The sequence below is a fragment of the Cellulosimicrobium funkei genome (assembly GCF_900155925.1).
GTDB classification, from domain to species: Bacteria; Actinomycetota; Actinomycetes; order Actinomycetales; family Cellulomonadaceae; genus Cellulosimicrobium; species Cellulosimicrobium funkei.
On the sequence record NZ_FTMI01000001.1, the window covers coordinates 622,625 to 643,307 of the forward strand.

The following is a 20,683-nucleotide window of genomic DNA, read 5'->3' on the forward strand; positions in this document are numbered from 1 at the left end:
GCTAGACGAGCACGAGCTCCGTGCCGCCCGTGGCGTGGTCACCGAGGGCGACGCTCCGGATCGCCGGGTCCTCGTAGGTGTTCCAGTAGTACGTCGAGGTGCGGGACGAGAAGAGCCCGGTGTACACCGTGATCTCGAACTCGCCCGACCCCATCGCGGCGCAGCCGTCGACCATCGCGACCTGCTGCAGCGTGTGGAAGGCGCGGCTGACGTTCTCCTCCTCGGTGCCCTTCGTCGGGTAGTGGGAGTTGACGTACGCGGCCCGGACGAACCGGGACGGCGAGTAGTAGTCGCCGGGGACGCCGCGCATGTGCGAGCCCGAGCCGAACGGGGCGAGGTGGGCCCGGCCCACGACCGTGTCCTCGGGGAAGTCCGGCGAGACGTTGAGGTAGTTGCGCAGGTTCTCGTGGTGCCAGTCGAACCCGGGCTGGTTCGTGAGCACGTCGACGTCGTCCTGGAACACGTGCAGGCCGTCCGCCGTGTGCTCGAGCACGATCGCCCGCTGCGCGTCGGCGACGATCCAGTGCAGCAACGAGCTGGGGTACTTCTCGTTGATGGGACGGTCGACGACCACCACGTCCGCGAGGGCCGCCTCGACCTCGTCCACGCTCGCGAACTGCGCGCACACCCACAGCGGGAGCTCGAACGCGGCGACGTTGACCGCGCCGTCGACCGGCCCGGGCGCGTAGGCCGCGTAGCCCGGGAAGTTGAGCCCCGCGACGGCCAGGCCCGCGTCGTTGCCGCAGTCGAAGTAGAGCGGGGTGTCCTCCTCCACGATGCCCATGCCGATGACCGCGTGCTCGATCGAGCGCACGGCGCCGAACGGCGAGCGCGGCGCGTAGCCCGTGGGCGTCACCACGACCTGCTGCCCGTAGCCGCTCGTCCAGTCGAGGTTGCGTGCCAGGTACACGCTGCCCTGGTCGTCCGAGAACCTGATCCCTGTGCACATCGCGCTGCCCCCGTCGTCGTCGGCACGGCACGCGGGACCGCGCGCCGCCGGGTCACGACGTCGTGCCCCGTCCTCCCATGGTGCGTCCGGGCTCCGGATGGGGCCACCGGCAGGGGCGCGCCTCAGGGCTGCAGGTAGACGGCGATGTGCTCCTCGACCGCGCGCTCCGCGCGGTCCGGGTCGGCCGACCGCAGCGCCGCGAGCAGGTCCCGGTGCTGCTCGACGACGGCGTGCGGGTCCTCGTGGTGCGGCGCGTCGCGGACGAAGTACGCGCGGACGCGCGGCTGGATGAGCCGCCAGATCTGCAGCGACTGCGTGTGGCTCGCGGCGGCGATCACCGCCTCGTGGAACTCGAGGTCGAGGTCGGCGAGGCGACGGGCGTCAAGCGGGTCCGCCGCGCGCTCCATCGCCGCCACCGTGCGGTCGAGCGCGTCCAGGAGCGCGGGGTCCTGCGCACGCGCCGCCGAGCGGAACGCGACCTTCTCGATGACGGTCCGCACCGGGACGAGGATCTCGGCGATCTCCTCCTGGGAGATGTCCACCACGACGGCGCCGCGGTACGGGTGGGAGACGACGAGCCCTTCCTGCTCGAGCACCATGATCGCCTCGCGCACCGGGCCGCGGCTGATGCCGTAGGCGGCGGAGAGGTCGCGCTCGACGAGGCGGTCCCCGGCGGCCAGGTCGCCGGAGGCGATGCGTTCGCGCAGGTGACGCAGGACCCAGTCGCGCCGGGACTCGGGCGGCGATGCGGGCAGGACGGGCACGACGGCGACCTCTCACTCGGGAGGGCTCCACCCTAGTGGGTGGCCGATGGTTGACCATCTACCATCCAGCGACCTAGAGTCGCGGTCCACGGCACCGACGAGAGGACACCCATGAGGATCACCGCCATCACCGCCGCCGGGCTGCGCGGCGCCACCCCCGAGGGCGGCTGGCAGGAGGAGTTGCGGCAGGACGACGTCGTGCACACCCTCGTCGCCGTCCACACCGACGAGGGTCTCGTCGGCGTCGGCAGCGTGTTCACCACCGAGGACCTCGTGCGCGGCGCGCTCGACGTCCTGCGGCCCCTGCTCCTGGGGGCGAACGCGCTGGAGCCGGAGCGCACGAGCGAGCGGCTGCACCGCACGACGTTCTGGATGGGCCGCGGCGGGTCGATCACGCACGCGATCAGCGGCGTCGACACCGCGCTGTGGGACCTCCTCGGCCAGGCGACGGGCCAGCCCGTCGGGCGCCTGCTCGGCGGGCGGTACCGCGACCGGGTGCGCCCGTACGCGTCCCTGCTCATGGACCAGCCCGACGCGCTGCGCGACCACCTCACCGCGCTGCGCGCCGAGGGGTGGACCGCGTTCAAGATCGGCTGGGGTCCCTTCGGCCGGGTCGACGAGCGGCTCGACGAGCGCATCGTCGCCGCGGCGCGCGACGCCGTCGGCCCCGACGCGATGCTCATGGTCGACGCCGGTGGCAGCGACAGCGCGTGGAGCCAGGGCTACAAGTGGGCCCTGCGCACCGCGCGCATGCTCGACGCGTACGGCGTCGCGTGGTTCGAGGAGCCGCTCCCGCCGGACGCGATCGAGGACTACACGCACCTGCGCCGGCGCTCGCCCGTGCCGATCTCGGGCGGCGAGGTGCTCACGCGTCGGCAGGCGTTCCAGCCGTGGATCGAGGGCGGCGCCCTCGACATCGTGCAGCCCGACGTCACGAAGGTCGGGGGGACGAGCGAGCTGCGGCGCATCGCGTGGTCCGCGCACGACCACGGCGTCAAGCTCGTGCCGCACGGGTGGAACACCGCCGTCGGGCTCGCCACCGACCTCCAGCTCGCCTCCGCCCTGCCGGACACGGACCTCGTCGAGTACGTCACCGGCTCGCCCTACATCGACGACCTGACGACCGACCGCTGGACGCTCGACGCGGACGGGATGCTCCCGATCCCGGACGGCCCGGGCCTCGGCATCACGCTCGACCGCGACCGCCTCGCGCGCTACTGCGACGTCGACGCGCTGCTCGGGAGCGCGTCGTGAGCCCGCGGTCGCTCGTCGTGACGGGCGCGGCGTCGGGGATCGGCCGCGCGGTCGCCGTGGGCGCGGCGCGCGACGGCTGGTTCGTGCACGTGCTCGACCTCGACCCCGACGGCGCCGCGGCCACCGTGGACCTCGCCCGGCAGGCGGGCGGGGACGGGCGCGCGCACGTGCTCGACGTGACCGACGCCGCCGCCGTCGCGGCGGCGGTCGGCACGGCCGCGGAATCCGGACCGCCGCTGCGCGGCCTCTTCGCGGGCGCCGGGATCGACGTGGGCGGGGCGGCGCACGAGCTCGACCCGGCCACGTGGCGCCGCGTGCTCGACGTCAACGTGACGGGCACGTTCCTCGTCGTGCGCGAGGTGCTGCGCGCGATGATCGACGGCGACGGCGGGAGCGTCGTGCTGTGCGGCTCGCCCGCCGCGACGGTCGGCTTCGCGGCCGGGGGCGCGACGGCGTACGGCGCCTCGAAGGGCGCGGTGTCGTCCATGGTCCGCACCCTCGCGGTCGACTACGCGCGCCACGGGGTCCGGGTGAACGCGATCGTCCCCGGCCCGACGGAGACCCCCCTCATGTGGGCCAACGTGCCCGCCGACGAGATCGCCGCGACGCGCGCGCAGATCGAGCACGAGGTCCCGCTGGGTCGGCTCGCGCGGCCCGAGGAGATCGCCGAGCCCGTGCTCTGGCTGCTGTCGGACCGCTCGTCGTACACGACCGGGTCGCTCGTCGGGTGCGACGGCGGCGTCCTCGCTAAGTCGTCGATCAGCGTATGAGCGCGCCGGACGCCCCGGCACGTCGCCCCCGGGTCGGGGCGACGTGCTGGGCGATCGGCGACGGCTGGATCCCGCCGTACGGCACGGGCGACGACCCGACCCTCGCGAGCCACGAGAGCCTGTGCCTGCTCAACGCCGGCCCCGACGACGCGCGCGTCGAGATCCGGCTCTACTTCGCTGACCGCCCGCCGGCCGGCCCCTACGTCGTGGTGGTGCCCGCCGAGCGGGTGCGCCACGTGACGCTCAACGACCTCGACGACCCCGAGCCCGTGCCCCGCGGCACCGACTACTCGGCCGTCGTCGTCGCGTCGGCGCCCGTCGTCGTCCAGCACACGCGGCTCGACTCGCGGCAGGCCGCCAACGCCCTGTTCAGCACGATCGCCCACCCGGTCGACACCCTTCGAGAGGACCTCCGATGACGCAGACCTCCACCCCGACGACCTCCCGCCGGGGCACGCCGTGAACGCCGCGACGGGCCGGCTCGGCCACGGCGCCCTCACCCCGCTCGTCGTCGCGTCGACCGTCGGGGCGGCGCTGGGCGGGTTCATGTTCGGCTTCGACACGGCCGTGGTCAACGGCGCCGTCGACGCCCTCAAGGCCGAGCTCGGCGTCGGGAGCGCGCTCGTCGGGGTGATCGTCGCGAGCGCGCTGCTCGGCGCGGCCGTGGGCGCCTTCTCCGCGGGCACGATCGCGGACCGCTTCGGGCGACGGCGCCTCATGATGGTCGCCGGGACCCTGTTCGTCACCACGTCGGTGCTGTGCGCCGTCGCGCACGACGGCCCGACCCTCGCGCTGTGGCGCTTCCTGGGGGGCGTCGGGGTGGGGATGGCGTCCGTCGTCGCCCCGCTCTACATCGCCGAGATCGCCCCCGCCCGGCTGCGCGGGCGGCTCGCGACGGCGCAGCAGATGTCGATCGTCCTGGGCATCTTCGCCGCGCTCGTCTCGAACGCGTTCCTCGTCCGCGCGGCGGGCGGGGCCGAGGCGGAGCTGGCCCTCGGCCTGCCCGCCTGGCGGTGGATGTTCCTCGTCGCGGTCGTCCCGTCGGTGGCGTACGTGGTCGCGGCGGTCCTGCTGCCCGAGTCGCCGCGGTACCTCGTGATGCGCGGCGACCGGGACGGCGCCGCCCGCACGCTGCGCCGCCTCCACCGCGTCCCGGAGGGCGACGCGCTGCTGGGCGTCGCGACCATCGAGGGGACGCTCCACGAGGCGCGGCCGGCGTGGTCCCACCTGTTCTCCGGCCCGGGCCGCCTCAAGCCCATCGTCTGGCTGGGGATCGCGCTCGCCGCGCTCCAGGCGCTGGTCGGGATCGACGTCATCTTCTACTACTCGACGTCGCTCTGGGCACAGGTGGGCTTCGGCGAGCAGCAGGCCTTCTGGCTCTCGGCCCTCACGTCGCTCGTCAACGTCGCGGCGACCGTCGTCGCGATCTTCCTCGTCGACCGCGTGGGTCGGCGTCGCCTGCTGCTCGTGGGGTCGGTGGGCATGACGGTCGCCCTGGCCGTCATGGCGACCGGGTTCGCCCAGGCGCAGCAGACCGCGGACGGCGTCGCGTTCGTCGACGCGTGGGGCGTCGTGACCCTGGTCGCGGCGAACGTCTTCGTCGTGGCCTTCGCCGTCTCGTGGGGTCCGGTGGTGTGGATCCTCGTCGGGGAGATGTTCCCCAACCTGCTGCGCGCCCGCGCCGCGTCGCTCGCCGCCGCCGCGAACTGGGCGGCGGGCATCGCCGTCAACCTCACGTTCCCCTCGCTCCGGGACCTGTCGCTCCCCGGCAGCTACGCCCTCTACGCGGTGTTCGCGGCAGCGTCGTTCGTGCTCGTGCTCCGCGCGCTGCCCGAGACGGCGAACCGCCCGCTCGAGGAGATGCGGGAGGACACCGCGTCGGGTGGGCAGCAATCACTTTAGGAGTGTTAAAGTGATTGCATGATCCAGAACTCCATTACCCCGGAGCAGGCCCGTCGTCAGCTCGGCCAGGCGGAGGAGGTCGCCGCCCAGGCCCACCGCGCGACCCGCTGGTACCCCTGGCTCAGCGTCGGGCACGCCGTCGCCGCCCTCGCGTACACGATCGCGATCGACGCCCTCGACGCACCGTGGTGGCCCGCCACCACGGTGCTCGTGGTCGTCCTCGCGCTGCTGTGGTCCGCCGTCGCGCGGCACCACCGGACGGCGCCCCGGCACTGGGTGCGCGACATGGGCATCGCCCTCATCACCTGGGCGGTGCTGTACTTCGTGATGCTCGACCCGGCGCTCCAGCTCGTCGGCGCGACGTCGCCCGCCTGGTGGGTCGTCGCCGGCGTCGTCGCCGCGTCCCCGTTCGCGGCGTGCGCGTTCGCGAGCGCACGCCGGTGAGCCACCCGCGCAAGGGCCTGGACGCGCTCATCCACTCGCCCGTGCGCTTCTCGATCCTCGCCGCCCTGGCGAACGTCGAGAGCGCGGACTTCCGCTTCCTGGCCGACCTGGTCGAGCTGAGCGACTCGTCCCTCTCCCAGGCCCTCACCGCGCTCTCCGACGCGGGCCTCGTCGAGATCCGCAAGGAGGCCGCCGGACGTCGGACGCGCACCTGGGTCCGCATCAGCGACCGAGGGCTCGACGCGTTCCGGCAGCACGTGCGCACGCTCGAGCAGATCGCCCGCACCGGCGCGATCGAGCCCCAGCCCGACCCGACCCCGAGAGGCACCGCACCATGACGCCGACGTTCCGTCGAGCCACCGCCGCCGACGTCCCCGCCGCGGCCCGCACCCTCGCCGCCGCGTTCCACGACTACCCCTGGACCCGCTGGGCCGTCCCGGAGGACGACTACCCCGAGCGCCTCGCCGCGCTCCAGGAGATCTACCTCGAGCACGCCCTCGCGCACGGGATCGTGGTCGTCCACGACCCGGCGGACGCCGTCGTCGCGCTCATGCCGCCCGACGCCCCCGCTCCCCCCGGGGACGTCCAGGAGCGCGTCGCCGCGCTGCACGGCCCGCGCCTGCAGGCCGTGGCCGCTGCCGAGCTGCCGCCGCCCCCGCCGGACGCCTGGACGCTCGCGACGGTGGGGGTCCTGCCGTCGCTCCAGGGCACCGGGCGCGGCAGCGCGGTGTGCCGGGCCGCCCTGCGCGACCCCGCCCTCGGGGACGCGCCCGTCGCGCTCGAGACCTCCGACGCGCGCAACGTCACCTTCTACGAGCGGCTGGGCTTCGTGCGCACCGCGACCACGCAGGTGCACGACGGCCCCGTCGTGCACGGCATGGTCCGCACGCCGACGCCCTGAGCGCCGCCTCGGTCAGTGGTCGCCCGCGCGCACGCGGTCGACGGCGGAGCGCATCTTGCGCGCGTTCACCGCGAGCAGCACGTCGCGGTACTGGGCGGCGCGGTGGAGCTGACCCTTGAGGTCGTTCGACGACGCGCGGTGGCGCAGGTCGCACGGCACCTCGACCGCCACGTACCCCTTGCGGAGCAGGTCGATCGTCATGCCCGTCTCGACGCCCCAGCCGCGCGCGAGCGGCGTCGCGGCCTCGAACGCCTCGCGCGTGAGGCACCGCATCCCGGAGAGGGGCTGCGTCGGGGTCCACCCCGTGAGGGACTGGATCGCGCGGCGCGCGGCCCCCACGACGATCCCCCGGCCGCCCGCGCCCGGCTGCGGCGGGAGCAGCGCGATGGCGACGTCGGCGTACCCGTCGAGCACGGGCGCGACGAGCGGCGCGGTGTTCACCGCGGTCTCTCCGAGGTCGCCGTCGATGAAGAGCAGGAGGCGCGGCGGGCGGTCGGCCGCGTCGCGCATCGCGACGACGGCGGCGCCCGTCTCCATGGCCGCGGCCTTCCCGCGGTTGTGGGAGTGCCGCACGACGACGGCGCCCGCCTCGCGCGCGACGTGCTGGGTGTCGTCCTCGCTGCCGTCGTCGACGACGAGCACGAGGTCGACGTGCGGGATGGCCTTCGCGGCGCGCACGGTGGCGGCGATGCGGCGGGACTCGTCCTTCGCGGGGATGATCACCGCGACGCGCTGGCGGACGGCGCGACCCGTGCGGCCGTCGCCGGTCACGGGGCGCGGCGTGCGCGCCCGCGTGCCGGACGCCGACAGGTACGTCGGCGGCGTGCTCGCCGTGCTCGTGGGGGTACTCCCCGTGTTCTTCCCCGTATCGGTCGACCGATGGTCCGCGTTCACGCCGTCCAGCCTAGTAGTGCAAAGAGTTGGCCGCAGATGTGTCGTCGTTCCACCAGCGGATCCGCTCGGGATCTCCGCAGGACGACCGGGCTGCGTTCCCAGGTCTCCCGGATCCTACTCGACGCGAGAGCCCGCCGACAGGGGCGTCGGCGGGCTCTCGGCGTGGTCGCGCTCCCGCGTCGTGCGCTCACGCGCGGGGGCTGCGGATCAGCCTGCTCCGGGTCAGCGGAGCGTGACCTGCCGGGACACGATGCCTGCGCGCGCACGGCGCTCGTTCGCGTCGAGCGGCTCCGTGACCGCGAGCGCCTCGGTGAGCCGCGCGTCGAGCTCCGCGACCGGGCCCTCGAGCTCGTCCGCCTCCGTGCCGCGGGGCAGCTCCCAGACGGGGACGAGCAGGCCGCTCGACCGGAAGGCACCGACGAACTTGCCGCCCGCGAGGCCGGACTCGCGCTTCGCGTGCAGGCGCGAGATCGCGTCGATGAGGGCGTCCTCCGGCTCGGGGCGGGCCCAGCGCAAGAACTCGCGCGACATGCGGCACCAGTACGCCGACTCGACGGCGTCGAGCTTGACGGTGGGCACCATCGACTCGGCCGCCTGGTCGAGCGAGGCCCGCAGGTCGGGCGTGATCTCCGCCGACGGGTCGAGCCAGAACGCGAAGTCCTCGTGCACGGTGACGTCGAACGGGACGGAGAGGTCGAGCACGTCCTGCAGGCGCGGGCCGGCGTCGGGCAGGGCGCTCGTCTCGATGGACGTGCCGGGCTCGGCGTCGATCGCCTCGAGGAGCGCGGCGGCGAGGTCGCGGCTCGTGTCGCCCGAGCCGGCGAGGGTCTGGACGGCGAGGAGGATCGTGCCGTCCTGACGGTGCAGCGCGGCCCAGCCGGCGGGCAGGACCGTCACGACGAGGACGTCGCGCGCCCCGTGCTCGGCGGTCGTGCGCGCGGTCGCGGTGGCCGAGGGGACGACCTCGCGCATCGCGACCCAGTCGGTCTCGCCGGGGAGCCCCTCGAACGGGCGCAGCACGAAGTCGGGCGTGGTGTTCTTGGCCATGCGCGGCAGTCTACTGGCGCGGCCTACCGGCGCGGCGGCGTGGCGGGCCGGGTGCGCGGGCGCAGGCGGACGTCGGGCAGCGCGGGCGCGGGCAGGGGTCCGCCGTCGTACCCGACGACCTCACCGTAGCGGCGCTCGCGCGCGCCGTCGGCGTACCGGGTGCCGCCGCGGTTCGGACCCTGGTCCCCCGTGACGACGAGCTGGGCCTGCCAGTCCGCGCGGGCGCGCGCGACGTCGTCGTGCGAGCGGCCCACGAAGTTCCACCACATGACGATGTCCTCGCCGAACGGCTCGCCCCCCACGAGCACCACCCGCGCCGGGGCGTCCGGCCCTGCCTCGACGACGAGCGTCGTGCGGCCGGGCTCGACGTACCCCAGCGACGACGGCGGCACGGGCGAGCCCTCCAGCCGCACGGCGCCCTCGTCGACGAGGAGGCCGTGCTCGAACGTCGGGTCCACGTCGAGCGTGACGCGCGCGCCGGGCGCGAGGTCGAGCTGCGCCCCGACGATCGGCGTGTACGTCGTGGCGGGCGAGCGCAGGGCGGCGCCGCCCACGCGGAGCGCGCCGAGGAAGACCTGCACGCGCGCGCCGTCGACCGTGGCGACGGGGAGGTCGGCGTGGTGCTCGAACGCAGGCGGGTCCGCGAGACGGTCGCCCGGGAGCGCGACCCAGAGCTGGACGCCGTGCAGGACCGGGGGCCGTTCGCCGCGCGGCGACTCCTCCGAGTGGGAGATGCCGCGGCCCGCGGTCATGAGGTTGAGCTCGCCGGGCCGCACCGTCTGGAGCGACCCGACGGCGTCGCGGTGCAGGATCTCCCCGGCGAAGAGCCACGTGACCGTCTGGAGCCCGGTGTGGGGGTGCGGCGGCACCTGCATGCCGTCGGTGCCGTCGCCGATCGCGGGCAGCGGGTCGGGCCCGTAGTGGTCGAGGAAGCACCACGCGCCGACGAGCGACCGCGCGCGCTGCGGGATCGTGCGCCGCACCCGCATCGCCCGGGTGCCCCCGAGCGGGACGTCCCGGTGCTCGAGGATCTCGACCGCGGCGCGGGCGCCGTCGTCGTGGGGCGCGCCCGCCGAGCAGACGCGCTCCTCGGGCCGGGTCTCGAGGTTGCTCATGGCACGAGCGTAGGCGCGCGGGGCGGCGCCGTCCTGCGCCTGTGGACGGTCTTCGCGTCGGGCCGCGCCCGCGGGAGAATGGGGACGAGGCCCCTCGGAGCAGGATTCCGAGGGGCCTCGCCGTGTCCGCGCGACCCCGGGGCGGTCGGGCCGGGTGGCCCGTCGGGGCGCCGCTCGCGACGTGGCGGCCCGGCGCCCTCGCGTCGGCCCGGGTGCCCGGGCTGGTGCGGTGACGCCGATCGCGGTCGGCCTTCCGGGTCCGGTAGGAACCTGCGCCGTCGCGCGCAGCCCCGCAGCAGGGGGTGGCGGGTCGTCCACCGTTCTCCGGTCGGCCGTGCCCTCGCGTGCGCGGCGAGACGTCGTGCGGTCCTGGCGGGGCCGTCAGACCCCTGCGTGCTGCGTGCCGGAAACCCCGTCGTCCGTGTGCGCCCGTCCGGGCCGTTACGGACGTTTGTAGTCCTCGGTCCGGGGGTCTGCAAGAGTTCCCACCGTTGTCATTTGGGCCGCCCGGATGACCACAGGTTCGTCCACAGGACGTCCCGCGCCGTTTCCACGCCGCCCACAGGCCTGTGGATGAATTCTGTGGACAGACCTCGGCGCGGACCGGGCCCGTCCGACCCCGCGGCGCGGCCCGTGCGCACGCGCTCAGACCCAGAACCGCGCCGTGGGTGCCGCCGCCGGGGAGAGCCGCTCGTCGAGGTCGAGGTCGCGCACGACGAACCCGCCGTCGTCGACGAGCGTCCCCGCGAGCCGGCCCTGGAGCATCGCCGCGAGCCGGGCGAGCAGCACCCGGGCGCGCGAGCGCGCGATGACGTGCAGCCCCGAAGGTCGCTCGACCGCGAGCTCGTCCGGCTCGGTCGGCACCCACGTGAGGCGGTAGGCGTGCGGCCCGTGCTCGCGCCAGTCGAGGCCGTCGAGCGCGAGCGGGACCCGCGCGACGCGTCGGGCCTCGAGCCGCACCGCGCCGTCGTACGGGGTCTCGCCCGACAGCACGTACTCCGCGAGGCCGTCCGCGCCGGGCCGCACCGCGACGACCCCCGCGCCGGGGACCGTCGTGCGCAGGACGCCGAGCGCGTCGTCGGGCCCGAGCACGTGGGCGCTGTAGAGCGTGAGGTCGACGCCCGACGCCGGGTCGGGCGTGAGCACGGTCCGGCCGTCCGCGACGACCGCGCCGCCGACGCGCCGGGCCGCGGCGACGGCCCAGCCCAGCACGCGGAGCTCGAGCCCCTGCGGCAGGCCTGCCGGGAACGCGCGCACCAGCCCGTCGCGGTCGTCGGTCAGGGAGCCGGTCGACGTGCCGGTCGACGTGCCGGTCGACGTGCCGGTCGACGTGCCGGTCGACGTGCCGGTCGACGTGTCGGTCCAGGCGCCGGTCCGCGCGACGGGCGCGAGCCGCGCGTCGGGGTGGTCGACGTGCAGCGCGAACGCCTCGGCGCCCCCGCCCGCGAGGCCGAGCGCCTGGGTCTGCGGCGGCGTGAGCGCGAAGGGCCCGACGACGCGCGCCCCCTCGGCGAGGCGCAGCTCGCCCGGTGCGACGACGCCGTCGGGCACCACGCCACGGAACCGCGCGCCGGCCATGGGGCGCGCCGCTCCCCCGCCGCCCGGCGGGGTCGTCCAGGCCGCACCGGCGAACCAGGCGCGCGCGAGCGCGTCCACGGGCGTGCGGGCCGCGCCGCGCGAGCGGGGCGTCGCGAGCAGGTGCGCACCGGCGTGCGCGTCCGGCACCAGGCCGGCGACGGGGGCGTCCATGACCGGAACGTAGAGCGCCCCGGAGGCGACGGTGTTACGGCGGTGTCACGAGCGTGGGTCCGCTCACCGGGACCCCGGGGCGTCAGGCGACGACGTCGTGCAGGTGGTGGACGACGTCGTGCACGAAGTACTGCCCCAGCGTCCGGACGGTGAAGACCGAGCCGTTCGAGCGCCGGCCGGGGCGCTCCCACTGGTCGGGGGCGAGCGCGTCGAAGCGGCCCGCGACGCGGTCGCCCGCGATCCGGAGCTCGCGCGCGACGACGGCCGGGTCCTGGTGCGCGTAGTCCTCCGCGACCGCCGTCGCGTCCTGGTCCCAGTTGGCGAACTGCGGGTCGTCGCCCTCGACCATGGACTGCACGCGCACGTCGAACACGGAGAAGACGTCGCGGACGTGCGCGGCGTACTCGAGCACCGACCAGGTCGTCGGGTCGGGGCGGGTCCGCGCGTCGGGCCGACCCAGGGCCGCGACGTAGCGCGGGACGGCGTCGCGCACGGCGGCGCCCACGCGGTCGGGCGTGACCTCGCCTGCGACGAACCCGCACGCGGGGCACGGCCGCTCCATGACCCACGTCCAGTCCTTGGTGTCCGCGGGGACGGGCGGGAACTCCGGGTCCGGGGCGGCGGGGACGCCCTCGGGCGACGCGGTCGTGTCCATGGCGGCAGTGTGCCAGACGGCGCGGCGCCCTCCGCGGGCCGGTCGCCCGGGATTAGCGTTCTGACACGGACTGCCTATGATGTCAGCATGCCCAAGATCATCGGAGGGTCCCTCCACGAGCACCGCGCCCAGACCCGGCAGAAGCTCTTCGCGGCGCTCTCGACCCTCATGATGGACCGGGGCTTCGACGCCATCTCGCTCGCAGACATCGCCGCCGCCGCCGGGGTCGGCCGCACCGCGGTGTACAACCACTTCCCCGACAAGGAGGCCCTGCTCCTCGGGTTCATCACCCACGAGACGGAGCAGTACGTCGGGACGCTGGAGCGCGCGCTGGAGCACGTGGACGACCCGGTGGAGCAGCTGCGCACGTACATCCGCCAGCAGGCGCAGCTCAAGCGCATCTTCCACCTCGCCCCGGGGCCGGACCTGCGCACCGTGCTCTCGCGCACGACGCGCCAGCGGCTGCGCGAGCACGCCGAGCTCGTCGAGGCGATCCTGCGCCGCATCGTCCGGTCGGGGATCGAGGCGGGCGAGTTCCCCGCGCAGGACATCGACACGACCGTCCAGCTCGTCAACGCGTGCCTGTCCGGGCGGCTCGTGCCCGACGACCCGGCCGCGCGCGAGCAGGCGATCGAGGCGACGGAGGCGTTCGTGCTGCGCGCCGTGGGGGCCGACGCGACCTCGCCCGCGCTCGCGGGCTGACGCCCTGCCCGCTCGGCGGGGCCGGATGACGGACAGAGGATAGGCAAGCCTCACCTCCGTGGGTTACAGTTCCTGACGCATCGTCATGACACGGCGTCAGGACGTGCTGTCCCGCCCCGACGCACCCGCAGGAGCCACCCCGTGACTGCCCTCACCCACGACCTCCACCGCGCCGACGAGTCCGTCCCGCTGTCGCAGCGGCTGCGCGAGGGCACGCGCCCCGAGCACGAGCAGGCCGAGGGCTCCGGGTTCGTCGAGCGGCTCATGTCCGGGCGCCTCGACGTCGCCGCGTACGCCGACCTCGCCGCCCAGCAGTGGGCCGTCTACGGCGCGCTCGAGGACGCGAGCGCCGCCATGCGCGACGACGCCCAGGGCGCGAGCCTCGTGTTCGGCGAGCTGACGCGCACCCCCGAGATCGAGAAGGACCTCACGTTCCTCGTGGGCGCCGACTGGGCCGAGCGCGTGACGATCCATCCCGCGACCGAGCGCTACGTCGCGCGCCTGCGCACGGTCGGCGGGTCGCTGCCCGCGTACGCCGCGCACGCGTACACGCGCTACCTCGGGGACCTCTCGGGCGGGCAGATCATCAAGCGCATGCTCGAGCGGCACTACGGGCTCTCGGGCGACGGCCTCGCCTTCTACACGTTCGTCGAGATCCCCAAGTCCAAGCCGTTCAAGGACGTCTACCGCGAGCGCCTCGACGCCCTGGTCCTCACCCCCGAGCAGCTCGACGAGACCGTCGCCGAGGCCAAGCACGCCTTCCGCCTCAACAGCGACCTCTTCGCCGACCTCGGCGCCGCCCACCCCTGACCTGCCCCGCCCCCAACCCACCCCCGCCGCCGCCGACCATGCGGCTGCGGCCCGTCCCACCCAGCCGACGGGCCGCGTCGCCATGCTCGGCCGCGCGCCGGGGGGCGTTCGTGAGGTGAGTTACCTCAACGACGGTCGAGAAACGTCCGTGGGTCAGGTTAGGCTCGTCTTACCTGGTGGCGGCGGCCGTGGCGGCCGCGCCCTCGGACCGCTTCCTGGAGAACTCCCCATGCCTCACGCTGCCCGCCCTGCGCCGCACCCCGGCTCGTCGCCGCGCCGCCCGACGTCGCCCGCCGGCACGCCGGGTGCCGCACCCCGCCGCGCACGCCGGACCGTGACCGCGCTGGCCGGGGCGGGCGCCGTCGTCCTGCTGGGCCTGGTCGCCGCGTGCTCGCCGCTCCCCTACGAGGCGCCCGCGACGCCGTCGGCCGCGGCGAGCCAGGACGCCGCACCCGTCGAGGCGACCCCGGCCGAGACCCCGGGCACCGAGGCCGCCTGCACGACGCTCGAGGAGTCCCGGGCCGCGGGCGGCGGCTCCGACGTCGACCCCGCGTCGTTCCCCACCGGGCCCACGAGCGCGACGTTCACCGACGACGCGATCCACCCGGTCGCCGAGGCGCCCGCCCCGCAGCTCCCGGTGACGGTCGGGTCGGTCGACGGGCGCCAGGTCGAGATCACGGACGTGAGCCGCATCATCCCCGTCGACCTGTACGGGACGCTCGGCGAGATCGTCTACAGCCTGGGGCTGGGTGCGAACGTCGTGGGCCGCGACCTGCCGACCGGCTTCCCCGAGGCCGCGGACGTCCCCGTCGTCACGGGCGCCGGCCACGCGCTCGACGTCGAGGCGATCCTCGGGCTGGACCCCTCCGTGATCCTCACGGACGCGACGATCCTCACCGACGACGTGCGCGGCCAGCTCGAGAGCTCGGGCATCCCCGTCGTGTACTTCGACGAGGCCCGCACGCTCGACGGGGTCGACGACCGGATCCGCGCCGTCGCGACCGCGCTGGGCGTGCCCGAGCAGGGCGAGGCCCTCGTCGAGCGCACGGACCGGCAGATCTGCGCAGCCCTCGCCGCGGTGCCGCAGGACACCGGGACGCCCCGCGTCGCGTTCCTCTACCTGCGCGGGGCGAACATCAAGATGCTGTTCGGGCCCGGCTCCGGAGCCGACGACCTGATCCGCGAGATCGGCGGCGAGGACGCCGGGACCGCCATCGGCCTCACGCAGCAGTACGCGCCGGTCACGAGCGAGGCGATCATCAGCGCCGCGCCCGACGCCTACCTCGTCATGACCGACGGGCTCGAGTCGATGGGCGGCCTCGACGCCATGATGGCGATCCCCGGCCTCGCGCAGACGCCCGCGGGCGAGGCGCGCCGCGTCGTCGACATGGACGGCTCGCGCCTGCTCACGTTCGGCCCCCGCGCCGGCTCCACGATCGCGTCGCTCGTCGAGGCCTTCTACGGCGTGCCCGCGCCGGAGCTCCCGGCGTCGTGAGCGCGCCCGCCACCCGCCCCCTCGGCACGCCCGACGGCGCGCCCGGTCCCGAGGGCGTCGCCGCGCCCGACGGCGCCCCGCGCCCCGGTGGTCGGCCCGCCCGGGTGGGGCCCGCCGTCGGGCAGCAGCGCCGCCACGCCGCCCGGTGGCTGATGGTCGGGCTGGGCGTGGCGCTCGCGGTGCTCACCGTCGTGTCCGGCATGACGGGCCAGGTGCCCGTGTCGCCCGCGGAGGTGCTCGGCTCGCTCGCGCACCACGTCGGGCTCGACTGGGGACCCATGCCGTCGCACCCGCAGGGCGAGAACGCGCTGTGGGTCGTGCGGTTCCCGCGCGTCGTCCTGGCGATCGTCGTCGGCGCGGCGCTCGCGTGCTCGGGCGCCCTCATGCAGGGCGTGTTCGGCAACCCGCTCGCCGAGCCCGGCGTCATCGGGGTGTCCTCGGGCGCGGCCGTGGGCGCGTGCGCGGTCATCGTCACCGCGGGCGCGCTCGTGCCCGGCACGTGGGTCGCCGCGGCGGCGTTCGCCGGCGGGCTCGTCACGACGTTCGTCGTCTACGCGCTCGCGCGCGCCGGCGGTCGCACCGAGGTCGTGACGCTCGTGCTCACGGGCATCGCGGTCAACGCGTTCGCGGGCGGGATGCTCGCGTTCTTCACGTTCGTCGCCGACCCGGCCGCGCGCGAGCAGATCGTCTTCTGGCAGCTCGGGTCGCTCGGCGGCGCGACGTGGCAGTCCGTCGCGGTCGTCCTGCCGATCGCCGTCGTCGGCGTCACCGGCGCGATGCTCGTGCGCCGCAAGATGGACCTGCTCGCGCTCGGCGAGCGCGCCGCGCAGCACCTCGGGGTCGACGTCGAGCGGCTGCGCCAGCTCGTCATCGTCCTCGTCGCGCTCCTCGTCTCCGCCGGGGTCGCGTTCACGGGGATCATCGCGTTCGTCGGGCTCGTCGTGCCGCACCTCGTGCGCATGGTGTGCGGGCCGAGCCACCGCACGCTCGTCCCCGCGTCCGTGCTGGGCGGCGCCGTCGTGCTGCTCGCCGCCGACCTCCTCGCGCGCAGCACCGTCGCGAACGTCGAGCTGCCGCTCGGCATGATCACGTCGCTCGTCGGCGGGCCGTTCTTCTTCTACCTGCTGCGCCGCACGCGCTCGCGCCAGGGAGGCTGGGCATGAGCGACCTGCGCCACGAGGGGTCGTCGTTCCTCGGCGCGCTGCGCACCGCCGTCACCGGTGCCCGACGGCGGCCCCGCCTCCCCCGGCCGGCCGCGCCCGGCGACGTGGTCACCGCGGCGCACGGCGTGTCCCTCACCCTGGGCGAGGCACCGATCCTGCGGGACGTGTCGGTCGACGTGCGCGCGGGCGAGGTGCGCGCGCTGCTCGGCCCGAACGGGGCCGGGAAGTCGTCGCTGCTCGGTGTGCTCACCGGCGACCTGCGCCCCGAGGCCGGGGACGTCACCGTGGACGGCCGCCCGCTCGCCGCGTGGACCCCGACCGAGCTCGCCCTGCGCCGGTCGGTCATGCTCCAGCAGGTCTCGCTGAGCTTCCCGTTCACCGCCGTGGACGTCGTGCGCATGGGCCGCTCGCCGTGGCGTGGCACCCCGTTCGAGGACGACGACGCCGCCGCGGTCGCCGAGGCGCTCGCCGCGACCGACGTCGAGCACCTCGCCGACCGGCACTTCACGTCGCTGTCCGGCGGGGAGAAGGCCCGCGTCGCGCTCGCGCGCGTGCTCGCCCAGCGCACCGCGCTCCTCATGCTCGACGAGCCGACCGCCGCGCTCGACCTCAAGCACCAGGAGCTCGTGCTCCAGCTCGCCCGGGCGCACGCCGCCGCCGGCGGTGCGGTGGTCGTCGTCGTGCACGACCTCTCGCTCGCGGCCGCGTACGCCGACCAGGTCACCGTCCTCGCGGGCGGGCGCGTCGTCGCCGACGGCGGCCCGCGCGACGTCCTCACCGCCGAGCTGTTGAGCGGCGTCTACGACTATCCCGTCGAGGTCGTCGACCACCCCGGCGGCGGTGCGCCGATCGTCGTGCCGCGCCGCTGAGGACGACAGGGTCGTGAGCACGACATCCCCCACGCCTCTCCACGATGCGCAACCCGGGGGATCTTCTCTGCGCGGGGTCGAAGACCGTGGAGCACCGCCCGTCGAGAGGGCCCGGCCTAGCGACTCGCCCCGACGCCGCCCGGGAGCACCTCGTAGCGGTCGGGAGCGGCCGTGAACGACCCTCGCCCGCCGGTGATCGAGCGCAGGTCGAGGACGTAGCGGGTCAGCTCGGCCTCGGGCACGAGCGCGTCGACGCGCACGCGGCCGTCGGGCAGGGAGTCGGTCGCGGTGATGTGGCCGCGCCGCGCGGAGAGGTCGCCCATGACGTCGCCCTGCGCGTCGGGCGGGACGGTCACGGTCACCGCGGAGACGGGCTCGAGCACGACCGTCCCCGCCGTGGCGAGCGCCTCGCGCACCCCCACGCCGCCCGCGGTGCGAAACGCCATGTCGGACGAGTCGACGGAGTGCGCCTTGCCGTCGAGGACCTCGACGCGCAGGTCCACGACGGGATAGCCGTGCGGTCCGCCGCCCGCCATGGCCTCGCGGGCGCCGCGCTCGACCGCGGGCAGGTACTGGCGCGGCACCGACCCGCCGACGACGGAGCTGACGAACGCGAACCCCTCGCCGCGCGGGAGCGGGGAGACGCGCAGCTGCACGACGGCGAACTGCCCGTGCCCGCCGGACTGCTTCTTCACGCGGCCCTCGACCTCGACGGCGCGCGTGATCGTCTCCCGGTAGGCGACCTCGACGGGCTCGGTCGTGACGCGGACGCCGAAGGACCGTTCGAGCCGTTCGACGGCGACGGCGAGGTGCGTGTCCCCGAGACCGCCGAGGACCGCCTGGGAGCCCGTGAGGTCGACGTGCAGCGTCGCGTCCTCGGCGCGCAGCCGGGTGAGCGCGGCGGACAGCTTGTCGTCGTCGGACTGCGACACGGGCCGTAGCGCGAGCGTGTACACCGGGGGCCGGGGTGGCAGGTCCCGCGCAGCGACGGGCATCCGGCGGCCCGCGAGGAGCGTGCCGGTCGAGGCGGCGGAGAGCTTCGCGACGGCGGCGACGTCGCCCGCGACGACCCGGTCGACGGCCAGGTGCTCGCGGCCGCGCAGCCGGAAGAGCCCGTGGACGCGGTCGTCCGCGCCGGTCGCGGTGCTCACGAGCCGGTCGCCCGTCGCGACGGTCCCGGACAGCACCTTGAACACGGACACCTGCCCGACGAACGGGTCGACGACGGTCCGGAAGACGTGGACGAGCGCGTCGCCCGCGGGGTCGGCCACGACCTCGGACGTCACGGCCTCGCCCGACCCGGCGGCGTCGGGCAGCGCGACGACGGCCGGGCGGTCCGCGGGCGACGGCCCGAGCTCGCACACGAGGTCGAGGACCCGGTCCACGCCGACCCCGGTGACGGCGGACGCGAGCAGCACCGGCACGGCCTCGCCCGTCAGCACCTCGTGCGCGAGCGTGCGCTCCAGGTCGGCCGGGCCCAGTTCGTCGCCCCCGAGGTAGGCCTCGAGCTGGTCGTCGTCGTGCGTGACGATCTCCTCGACGACGTCGTCGTGCAGCGCGTGCTCCTCGTCGCGGACGTCGGCGGGGACCTCCTCGTCGTGCCCCTGCCAGGCCCCCTGCCCGCCGCCGTACTCGCGGGCGCGCTCGGTGAGGACGTCGGCGACGCCGTGCAGCGTCTGCTCCTCCCCGAGCGGGAGCTCGAGCGGCGCGAACGGCGCGTCGAACGCGGCCCGGAGCGCGGCGAGGACGGTGCGGAAGCTCGCCCGCGCGCGGTCCTCCTGGGAGACGACGACGAGGCGGGGGATCCCCGCCTCGTCGCACCGTCGCCAGACCTCCTCCGTGCCCGACTGCACCCCGTCGACGGCGCTCACCACCACGACCGCGAGGTCCGCCACCGCGAGCGCCGCGTCCACGGACCCCGCGAAGTCGGGCGAGCCGGGGGCGTCGAGCAGCGTGACCTGGTAGGTCGTGCCGTCGGGCGCGCGCCAGTCGAGGTGCGCGACGCCGAGGCTCACCGAGATGCCGCGCGCGACCTCCTCGGGCTCGTGGTCGCACACGGTCGTGCCCTCCGCGACGGAGCCCGGTCGCGGGACGGCGCCCGCACGGTGGAGGAACGCCTCGGCGAGCGTGGTCTTGCCCGATCCGCTGTGCCCGACGAGGGCGACGTTGCGGGTCGTGGCCGGGCCGGTGGACGTCGACGTCGTGGCCATGGCTGCCTCCTGGCGGCGGCGGGGCGCCATGTCCCGCCGGGGTTCCAGGCTAGTGACGTCGAACGGATCGTGCCCGGGCCGGAGGTCCCGGCCCGGGCACGGGGCTACAGGTGGGCGTCCGCGTAGACGCGCAGGGCGTCGCGCACGAGCGTCGCACCCTCGACGCCGCCGTAGTTCCTCGCGAACCGCTCGTCCGCGACGTACATCTCGCCGAGGCCGACGACGTACTCCTTGACCGGCGCCGCGCCGGCACCCGGGGTGCCGGGGATGCCGCCGAGCCACTCGACGTGGCGGCGCGCGAGCTCCTGCGCCGCGTCGGACGTCGGGTCGACGCCCCGGGCGGCCGCGGCGGCCCAGTCCGCGGCGAGCGCGCGCGTGCGGTCCTGCCAGGCGGCGCGGTCGTCGTCGGACATCCCGCGCCACCAGGTGTCGCTCCGCGCGTACGCGTCCTTCCCCCAGCGGGCCTCGACCTCGTCGCGGTGCTGCGTGTGGTCGAACCCGTCGAACATGTCGTCCGCCATGAGCTCGCCGCCTCCTTCCATCGTGGTGATCGTCCGTTCGACCGACGCGATCTGCCGCGCCAGCCGCTGCCGCTCCGCCCGCAGCCACCCGAGGTGGCCGCGCAGCGCCCGCACCTGGGCCTCCCGCCGGGCACTGTCCGACGGCGGCCCGTCACCCTGCCGGGCGGGCGGGCCGTCGAGCGCCTCGCGGATCGCGGGGAGCCCGAGACCGAGGTCGCGCAGGAGCAGGATCCGCTGGAGCCGGACGAGCGCGTCGGCGTCGTAGTGGCGGTAACCGTTCGCCGCGACCCGGCTCGGGGGCAGGAGCCCGACCGCGTCGTAGTGACGCAGCGTCCGGCTCGTCGTCCCGGCCAGGCGCGCGACCTCCTGGATGGACCAGTCGGCCGTGCGGGCGCCCGTCGTGCTCATCTCCCGCTCCTCCCGTGCGTCGGTGTGGTGCTCTCGTGCGGCACCGGGACCACGGTAGAAG

General features: G+C 75.4%; 21 protein-coding genes. 12 read left to right on the forward strand and 9 right to left on the reverse strand.

Annotated features, from left to right (window positions below; genetic code table 11):
- Nucleotide 1 precedes the first annotated feature (1 nt).
- The gene (gene bsh, locus BXA05_RS02675) at nt 2-949 is read right to left on the reverse strand and encodes a choloylglycine hydrolase (protein WP_076403734.1); all 948 of its coding nucleotides are present in this window, start codon (nt 947-949) and stop codon (nt 2-4) included.
- Between the two features lie 122 nt (nt 950-1,071).
- On the reverse strand, nt 1,072-1,713 hold the full coding sequence (locus BXA05_RS02680; protein ID WP_021482493.1) for a GntR family transcriptional regulator: 642 nt from the start codon (nt 1,711-1,713) through the stop codon (nt 1,072-1,074).
- A gap of 111 nt (nt 1,714-1,824) precedes the next feature.
- Between BXA05_RS02680 and BXA05_RS02685 the strand changes: the two genes are divergently transcribed.
- Genes BXA05_RS02685 through BXA05_RS02715 form a run of 7 tightly spaced genes read left to right on the forward strand, consistent with a single transcriptional unit; the run spans nt 1,825 to nt 6,984 of the window.
- Nucleotides 1,825-2,967 (forward strand): mandelate racemase/muconate lactonizing enzyme family protein, encoded by a 1,143-nt coding sequence (locus BXA05_RS02685; RefSeq protein ID WP_061267215.1) that lies wholly within the window; start codon nt 1,825-1,827, stop codon nt 2,965-2,967.
- Nucleotides 2,964-3,737 carry an SDR family NAD(P)-dependent oxidoreductase gene (locus tag BXA05_RS02690; protein WP_009864426.1) on the forward strand — a complete coding sequence of 258 codons (774 nt, stop codon included), beginning with the start codon at nt 2,964-2,966 and terminating at the stop codon, nt 3,735-3,737. Before BXA05_RS02685 ends, BXA05_RS02690 begins: the two co-directional genes overlap by 4 nt.
- Nucleotides 3,734-4,156, forward strand: a complete 423-nt coding sequence (locus BXA05_RS02695) for a sensory rhodopsin transducer (RefSeq protein WP_076403736.1) — start codon at nt 3,734-3,736, stop codon at nt 4,154-4,156. Before BXA05_RS02690 ends, BXA05_RS02695 begins: the two co-directional genes overlap by 4 nt.
- Nucleotides 4,157-4,196: 40 nt before the next feature.
- The gene (locus BXA05_RS02700; protein WP_076403738.1) at nt 4,197-5,639 is read left to right on the forward strand and encodes a sugar porter family MFS transporter; all 1,443 of its coding nucleotides are present in this window, start codon (nt 4,197-4,199) and stop codon (nt 5,637-5,639) included.
- 18 nt (nt 5,640-5,657) lie between these two features.
- Nucleotides 5,658-6,083 carry a hypothetical protein gene (locus tag BXA05_RS02705; protein ID WP_021482309.1) on the forward strand — a complete coding sequence of 142 codons (426 nt, stop codon included), beginning with the start codon at nt 5,658-5,660 and terminating at the stop codon, nt 6,081-6,083.
- Nucleotides 6,080-6,421, forward strand: a complete 342-nt coding sequence (locus tag BXA05_RS02710; protein WP_021482310.1) for a transcriptional regulator — start codon at nt 6,080-6,082, stop codon at nt 6,419-6,421. The genes BXA05_RS02705 and BXA05_RS02710 overlap by 4 nt, the downstream gene beginning before the upstream one ends.
- Nucleotides 6,418-6,984, forward strand: coding sequence for a GNAT family N-acetyltransferase (locus BXA05_RS02715; protein ID WP_076403741.1), 567 nt, complete (start codon nt 6,418-6,420; stop codon nt 6,982-6,984). The genes BXA05_RS02710 and BXA05_RS02715 overlap by 4 nt, the downstream gene beginning before the upstream one ends.
- Nucleotides 6,985-6,996: 12 nt before the next feature.
- Here the strand turns inward: BXA05_RS02715 and BXA05_RS02720 are convergent, their stop codons facing one another.
- From BXA05_RS02720 to BXA05_RS02740, 5 genes are all read right to left on the reverse strand, one after another.
- Complete coding sequence (locus BXA05_RS02720; RefSeq protein WP_051028312.1) at nt 6,997-7,755, reverse strand: glycosyltransferase family 2 protein; 759 nt, start codon at nt 7,753-7,755, stop codon at nt 6,997-6,999.
- Between the two features lie 345 nt (nt 7,756-8,100).
- Nucleotides 8,101-8,925 carry a DUF5926 family protein gene (locus BXA05_RS02725; protein WP_043656736.1) on the reverse strand — a complete coding sequence of 275 codons (825 nt, stop codon included), beginning with the start codon at nt 8,923-8,925 and terminating at the stop codon, nt 8,101-8,103.
- A gap of 23 nt (nt 8,926-8,948) precedes the next feature.
- Nucleotides 8,949-10,040, reverse strand: coding sequence for a pirin family protein (locus BXA05_RS02730; protein ID WP_076403743.1), 1,092 nt, complete (start codon nt 10,038-10,040; stop codon nt 8,949-8,951).
- Between the two features lie 645 nt (nt 10,041-10,685).
- Entirely contained in the window at nt 10,686-11,789 is a 1,104-nt protein-coding gene (locus tag BXA05_RS02735) for a hypothetical protein (RefSeq protein WP_076403744.1), read from the reverse strand.
- 82 nt (nt 11,790-11,871) lie between these two features.
- Nucleotides 11,872-12,444, reverse strand: coding sequence for a DinB family protein (locus BXA05_RS02740; protein ID WP_076403746.1), 573 nt, complete (start codon nt 12,442-12,444; stop codon nt 11,872-11,874).
- A gap of 87 nt (nt 12,445-12,531) precedes the next feature.
- Here BXA05_RS02740 and BXA05_RS02745 point away from each other — a divergent pair, with 87 nt between their 5' ends.
- The 5 genes from BXA05_RS02745 to BXA05_RS02765 all read left to right on the forward strand — a co-directional run bounded on the left by BXA05_RS02745 (nt 12,532) and on the right by BXA05_RS02765 (nt 17,483).
- A complete protein-coding gene (locus BXA05_RS02745) occupies nt 12,532-13,146 on the forward strand; it encodes a TetR/AcrR family transcriptional regulator (RefSeq protein WP_076403748.1) in 615 nt (204 codons plus the stop codon).
- A 141-nt stretch (nt 13,147-13,287) separates the two neighbouring features.
- Nucleotides 13,288-13,956: a biliverdin-producing heme oxygenase gene (locus tag BXA05_RS02750; RefSeq protein ID WP_076403750.1), complete on the forward strand. Its 669-nt coding sequence runs from the start codon at nt 13,288-13,290 to the stop codon at nt 13,954-13,956.
- 229 nt (nt 13,957-14,185) lie between these two features.
- Nucleotides 14,186-15,451 (forward strand): heme/hemin ABC transporter substrate-binding protein, encoded by a 1,266-nt coding sequence (locus tag BXA05_RS02755; protein WP_211435810.1) that lies wholly within the window; start codon nt 14,186-14,188, stop codon nt 15,449-15,451.
- Nucleotides 15,452-15,603: 152 nt separating this feature from the next.
- Nucleotides 15,604-16,614: a FecCD family ABC transporter permease gene (locus BXA05_RS02760; RefSeq protein WP_076404083.1), complete on the forward strand. Its 1,011-nt coding sequence runs from the start codon at nt 15,604-15,606 to the stop codon at nt 16,612-16,614.
- Nucleotides 16,611-17,483, forward strand: coding sequence for a heme ABC transporter ATP-binding protein (locus tag BXA05_RS02765; RefSeq protein WP_076403754.1), 873 nt, complete (start codon nt 16,611-16,613; stop codon nt 17,481-17,483). The genes BXA05_RS02760 and BXA05_RS02765 overlap by 4 nt, the downstream gene beginning before the upstream one ends.
- Nucleotides 17,484-17,599: 116 nt before the next feature.
- On the opposite strand, the gene BXA05_RS02770 is transcribed toward BXA05_RS02765, so the two are convergent.
- On the reverse strand, nt 17,600-19,693 hold the full coding sequence (locus BXA05_RS02770) for an elongation factor G (protein ID WP_076403756.1): 2,094 nt from the start codon (nt 19,691-19,693) through the stop codon (nt 17,600-17,602).
- 104 nt (nt 19,694-19,797) lie between these two features.
- Nucleotides 19,798-20,622 (reverse strand): MerR family transcriptional regulator, encoded by an 825-nt coding sequence (locus tag BXA05_RS02775; RefSeq protein WP_076403758.1) that lies wholly within the window; start codon nt 20,620-20,622, stop codon nt 19,798-19,800.
- Between the last annotated feature and the right edge of the window lie 61 nt (nt 20,623-20,683).

Excerpts from the sequence above, each read along its gene's own strand:
- BXA05_RS02725 (WP_043656736.1), bottom strand. The coding sequence starts at position 8,925 with ATGGCCAAGAACACCACGCCCGACTTCGTGCTGCGCCCGTTCGAGGGG.
- BXA05_RS02685 (WP_061267215.1), top strand. The coding sequence starts at position 1,825 with ATGAGGATCACCGCCATCACCGCCGCCGGGCTGCGCGGCGCCACCCCC.
- BXA05_RS02755 (WP_211435810.1), top strand. The coding sequence starts at position 14,186 with ATGCCTCACGCTGCCCGCCCTGCGCCGCACCCCGGCTCGTCGCCGCGC.
- BXA05_RS02745 (WP_076403748.1), top strand. The coding sequence starts at position 12,532 with ATGCCCAAGATCATCGGAGGGTCCCTCCACGAGCACCGCGCCCAGACC.
- BXA05_RS02730 (WP_076403743.1), bottom strand. The coding sequence starts at position 10,040 with ATGAGCAACCTCGAGACCCGGCCCGAGGAGCGCGTCTGCTCGGCGGGC.
- BXA05_RS02740 (WP_076403746.1), bottom strand. The coding sequence starts at position 12,444 with ATGGACACGACCGCGTCGCCCGAGGGCGTCCCCGCCGCCCCGGACCCG.
- BXA05_RS02760 (WP_076404083.1), top strand. The coding sequence starts at position 15,604 with ATGGTCGGGCTGGGCGTGGCGCTCGCGGTGCTCACCGTCGTGTCCGGC.
- BXA05_RS02715 (WP_076403741.1), top strand. The coding sequence starts at position 6,418 with ATGACGCCGACGTTCCGTCGAGCCACCGCCGCCGACGTCCCCGCCGCG.
- BXA05_RS02695 (WP_076403736.1), top strand. The coding sequence starts at position 3,734 with ATGAGCGCGCCGGACGCCCCGGCACGTCGCCCCCGGGTCGGGGCGACG.
- BXA05_RS02770 (WP_076403756.1), bottom strand. The coding sequence starts at position 19,693 with ATGGCCACGACGTCGACGTCCACCGGCCCGGCCACGACCCGCAACGTC.
- bsh (WP_076403734.1), bottom strand. The coding sequence starts at position 949 with ATGTGCACAGGGATCAGGTTCTCGGACGACCAGGGCAGCGTGTACCTG.
- BXA05_RS02765 (WP_076403754.1), top strand. The coding sequence starts at position 16,611 with ATGAGCGACCTGCGCCACGAGGGGTCGTCGTTCCTCGGCGCGCTGCGC.
- BXA05_RS02705 (WP_021482309.1), top strand. The coding sequence starts at position 5,658 with ATGATCCAGAACTCCATTACCCCGGAGCAGGCCCGTCGTCAGCTCGGC.
- BXA05_RS02775 (WP_076403758.1), bottom strand. The coding sequence starts at position 20,622 with ATGAGCACGACGGGCGCCCGCACGGCCGACTGGTCCATCCAGGAGGTC.
- BXA05_RS02735 (WP_076403744.1), bottom strand. The coding sequence starts at position 11,789 with ATGGACGCCCCCGTCGCCGGCCTGGTGCCGGACGCGCACGCCGGTGCG.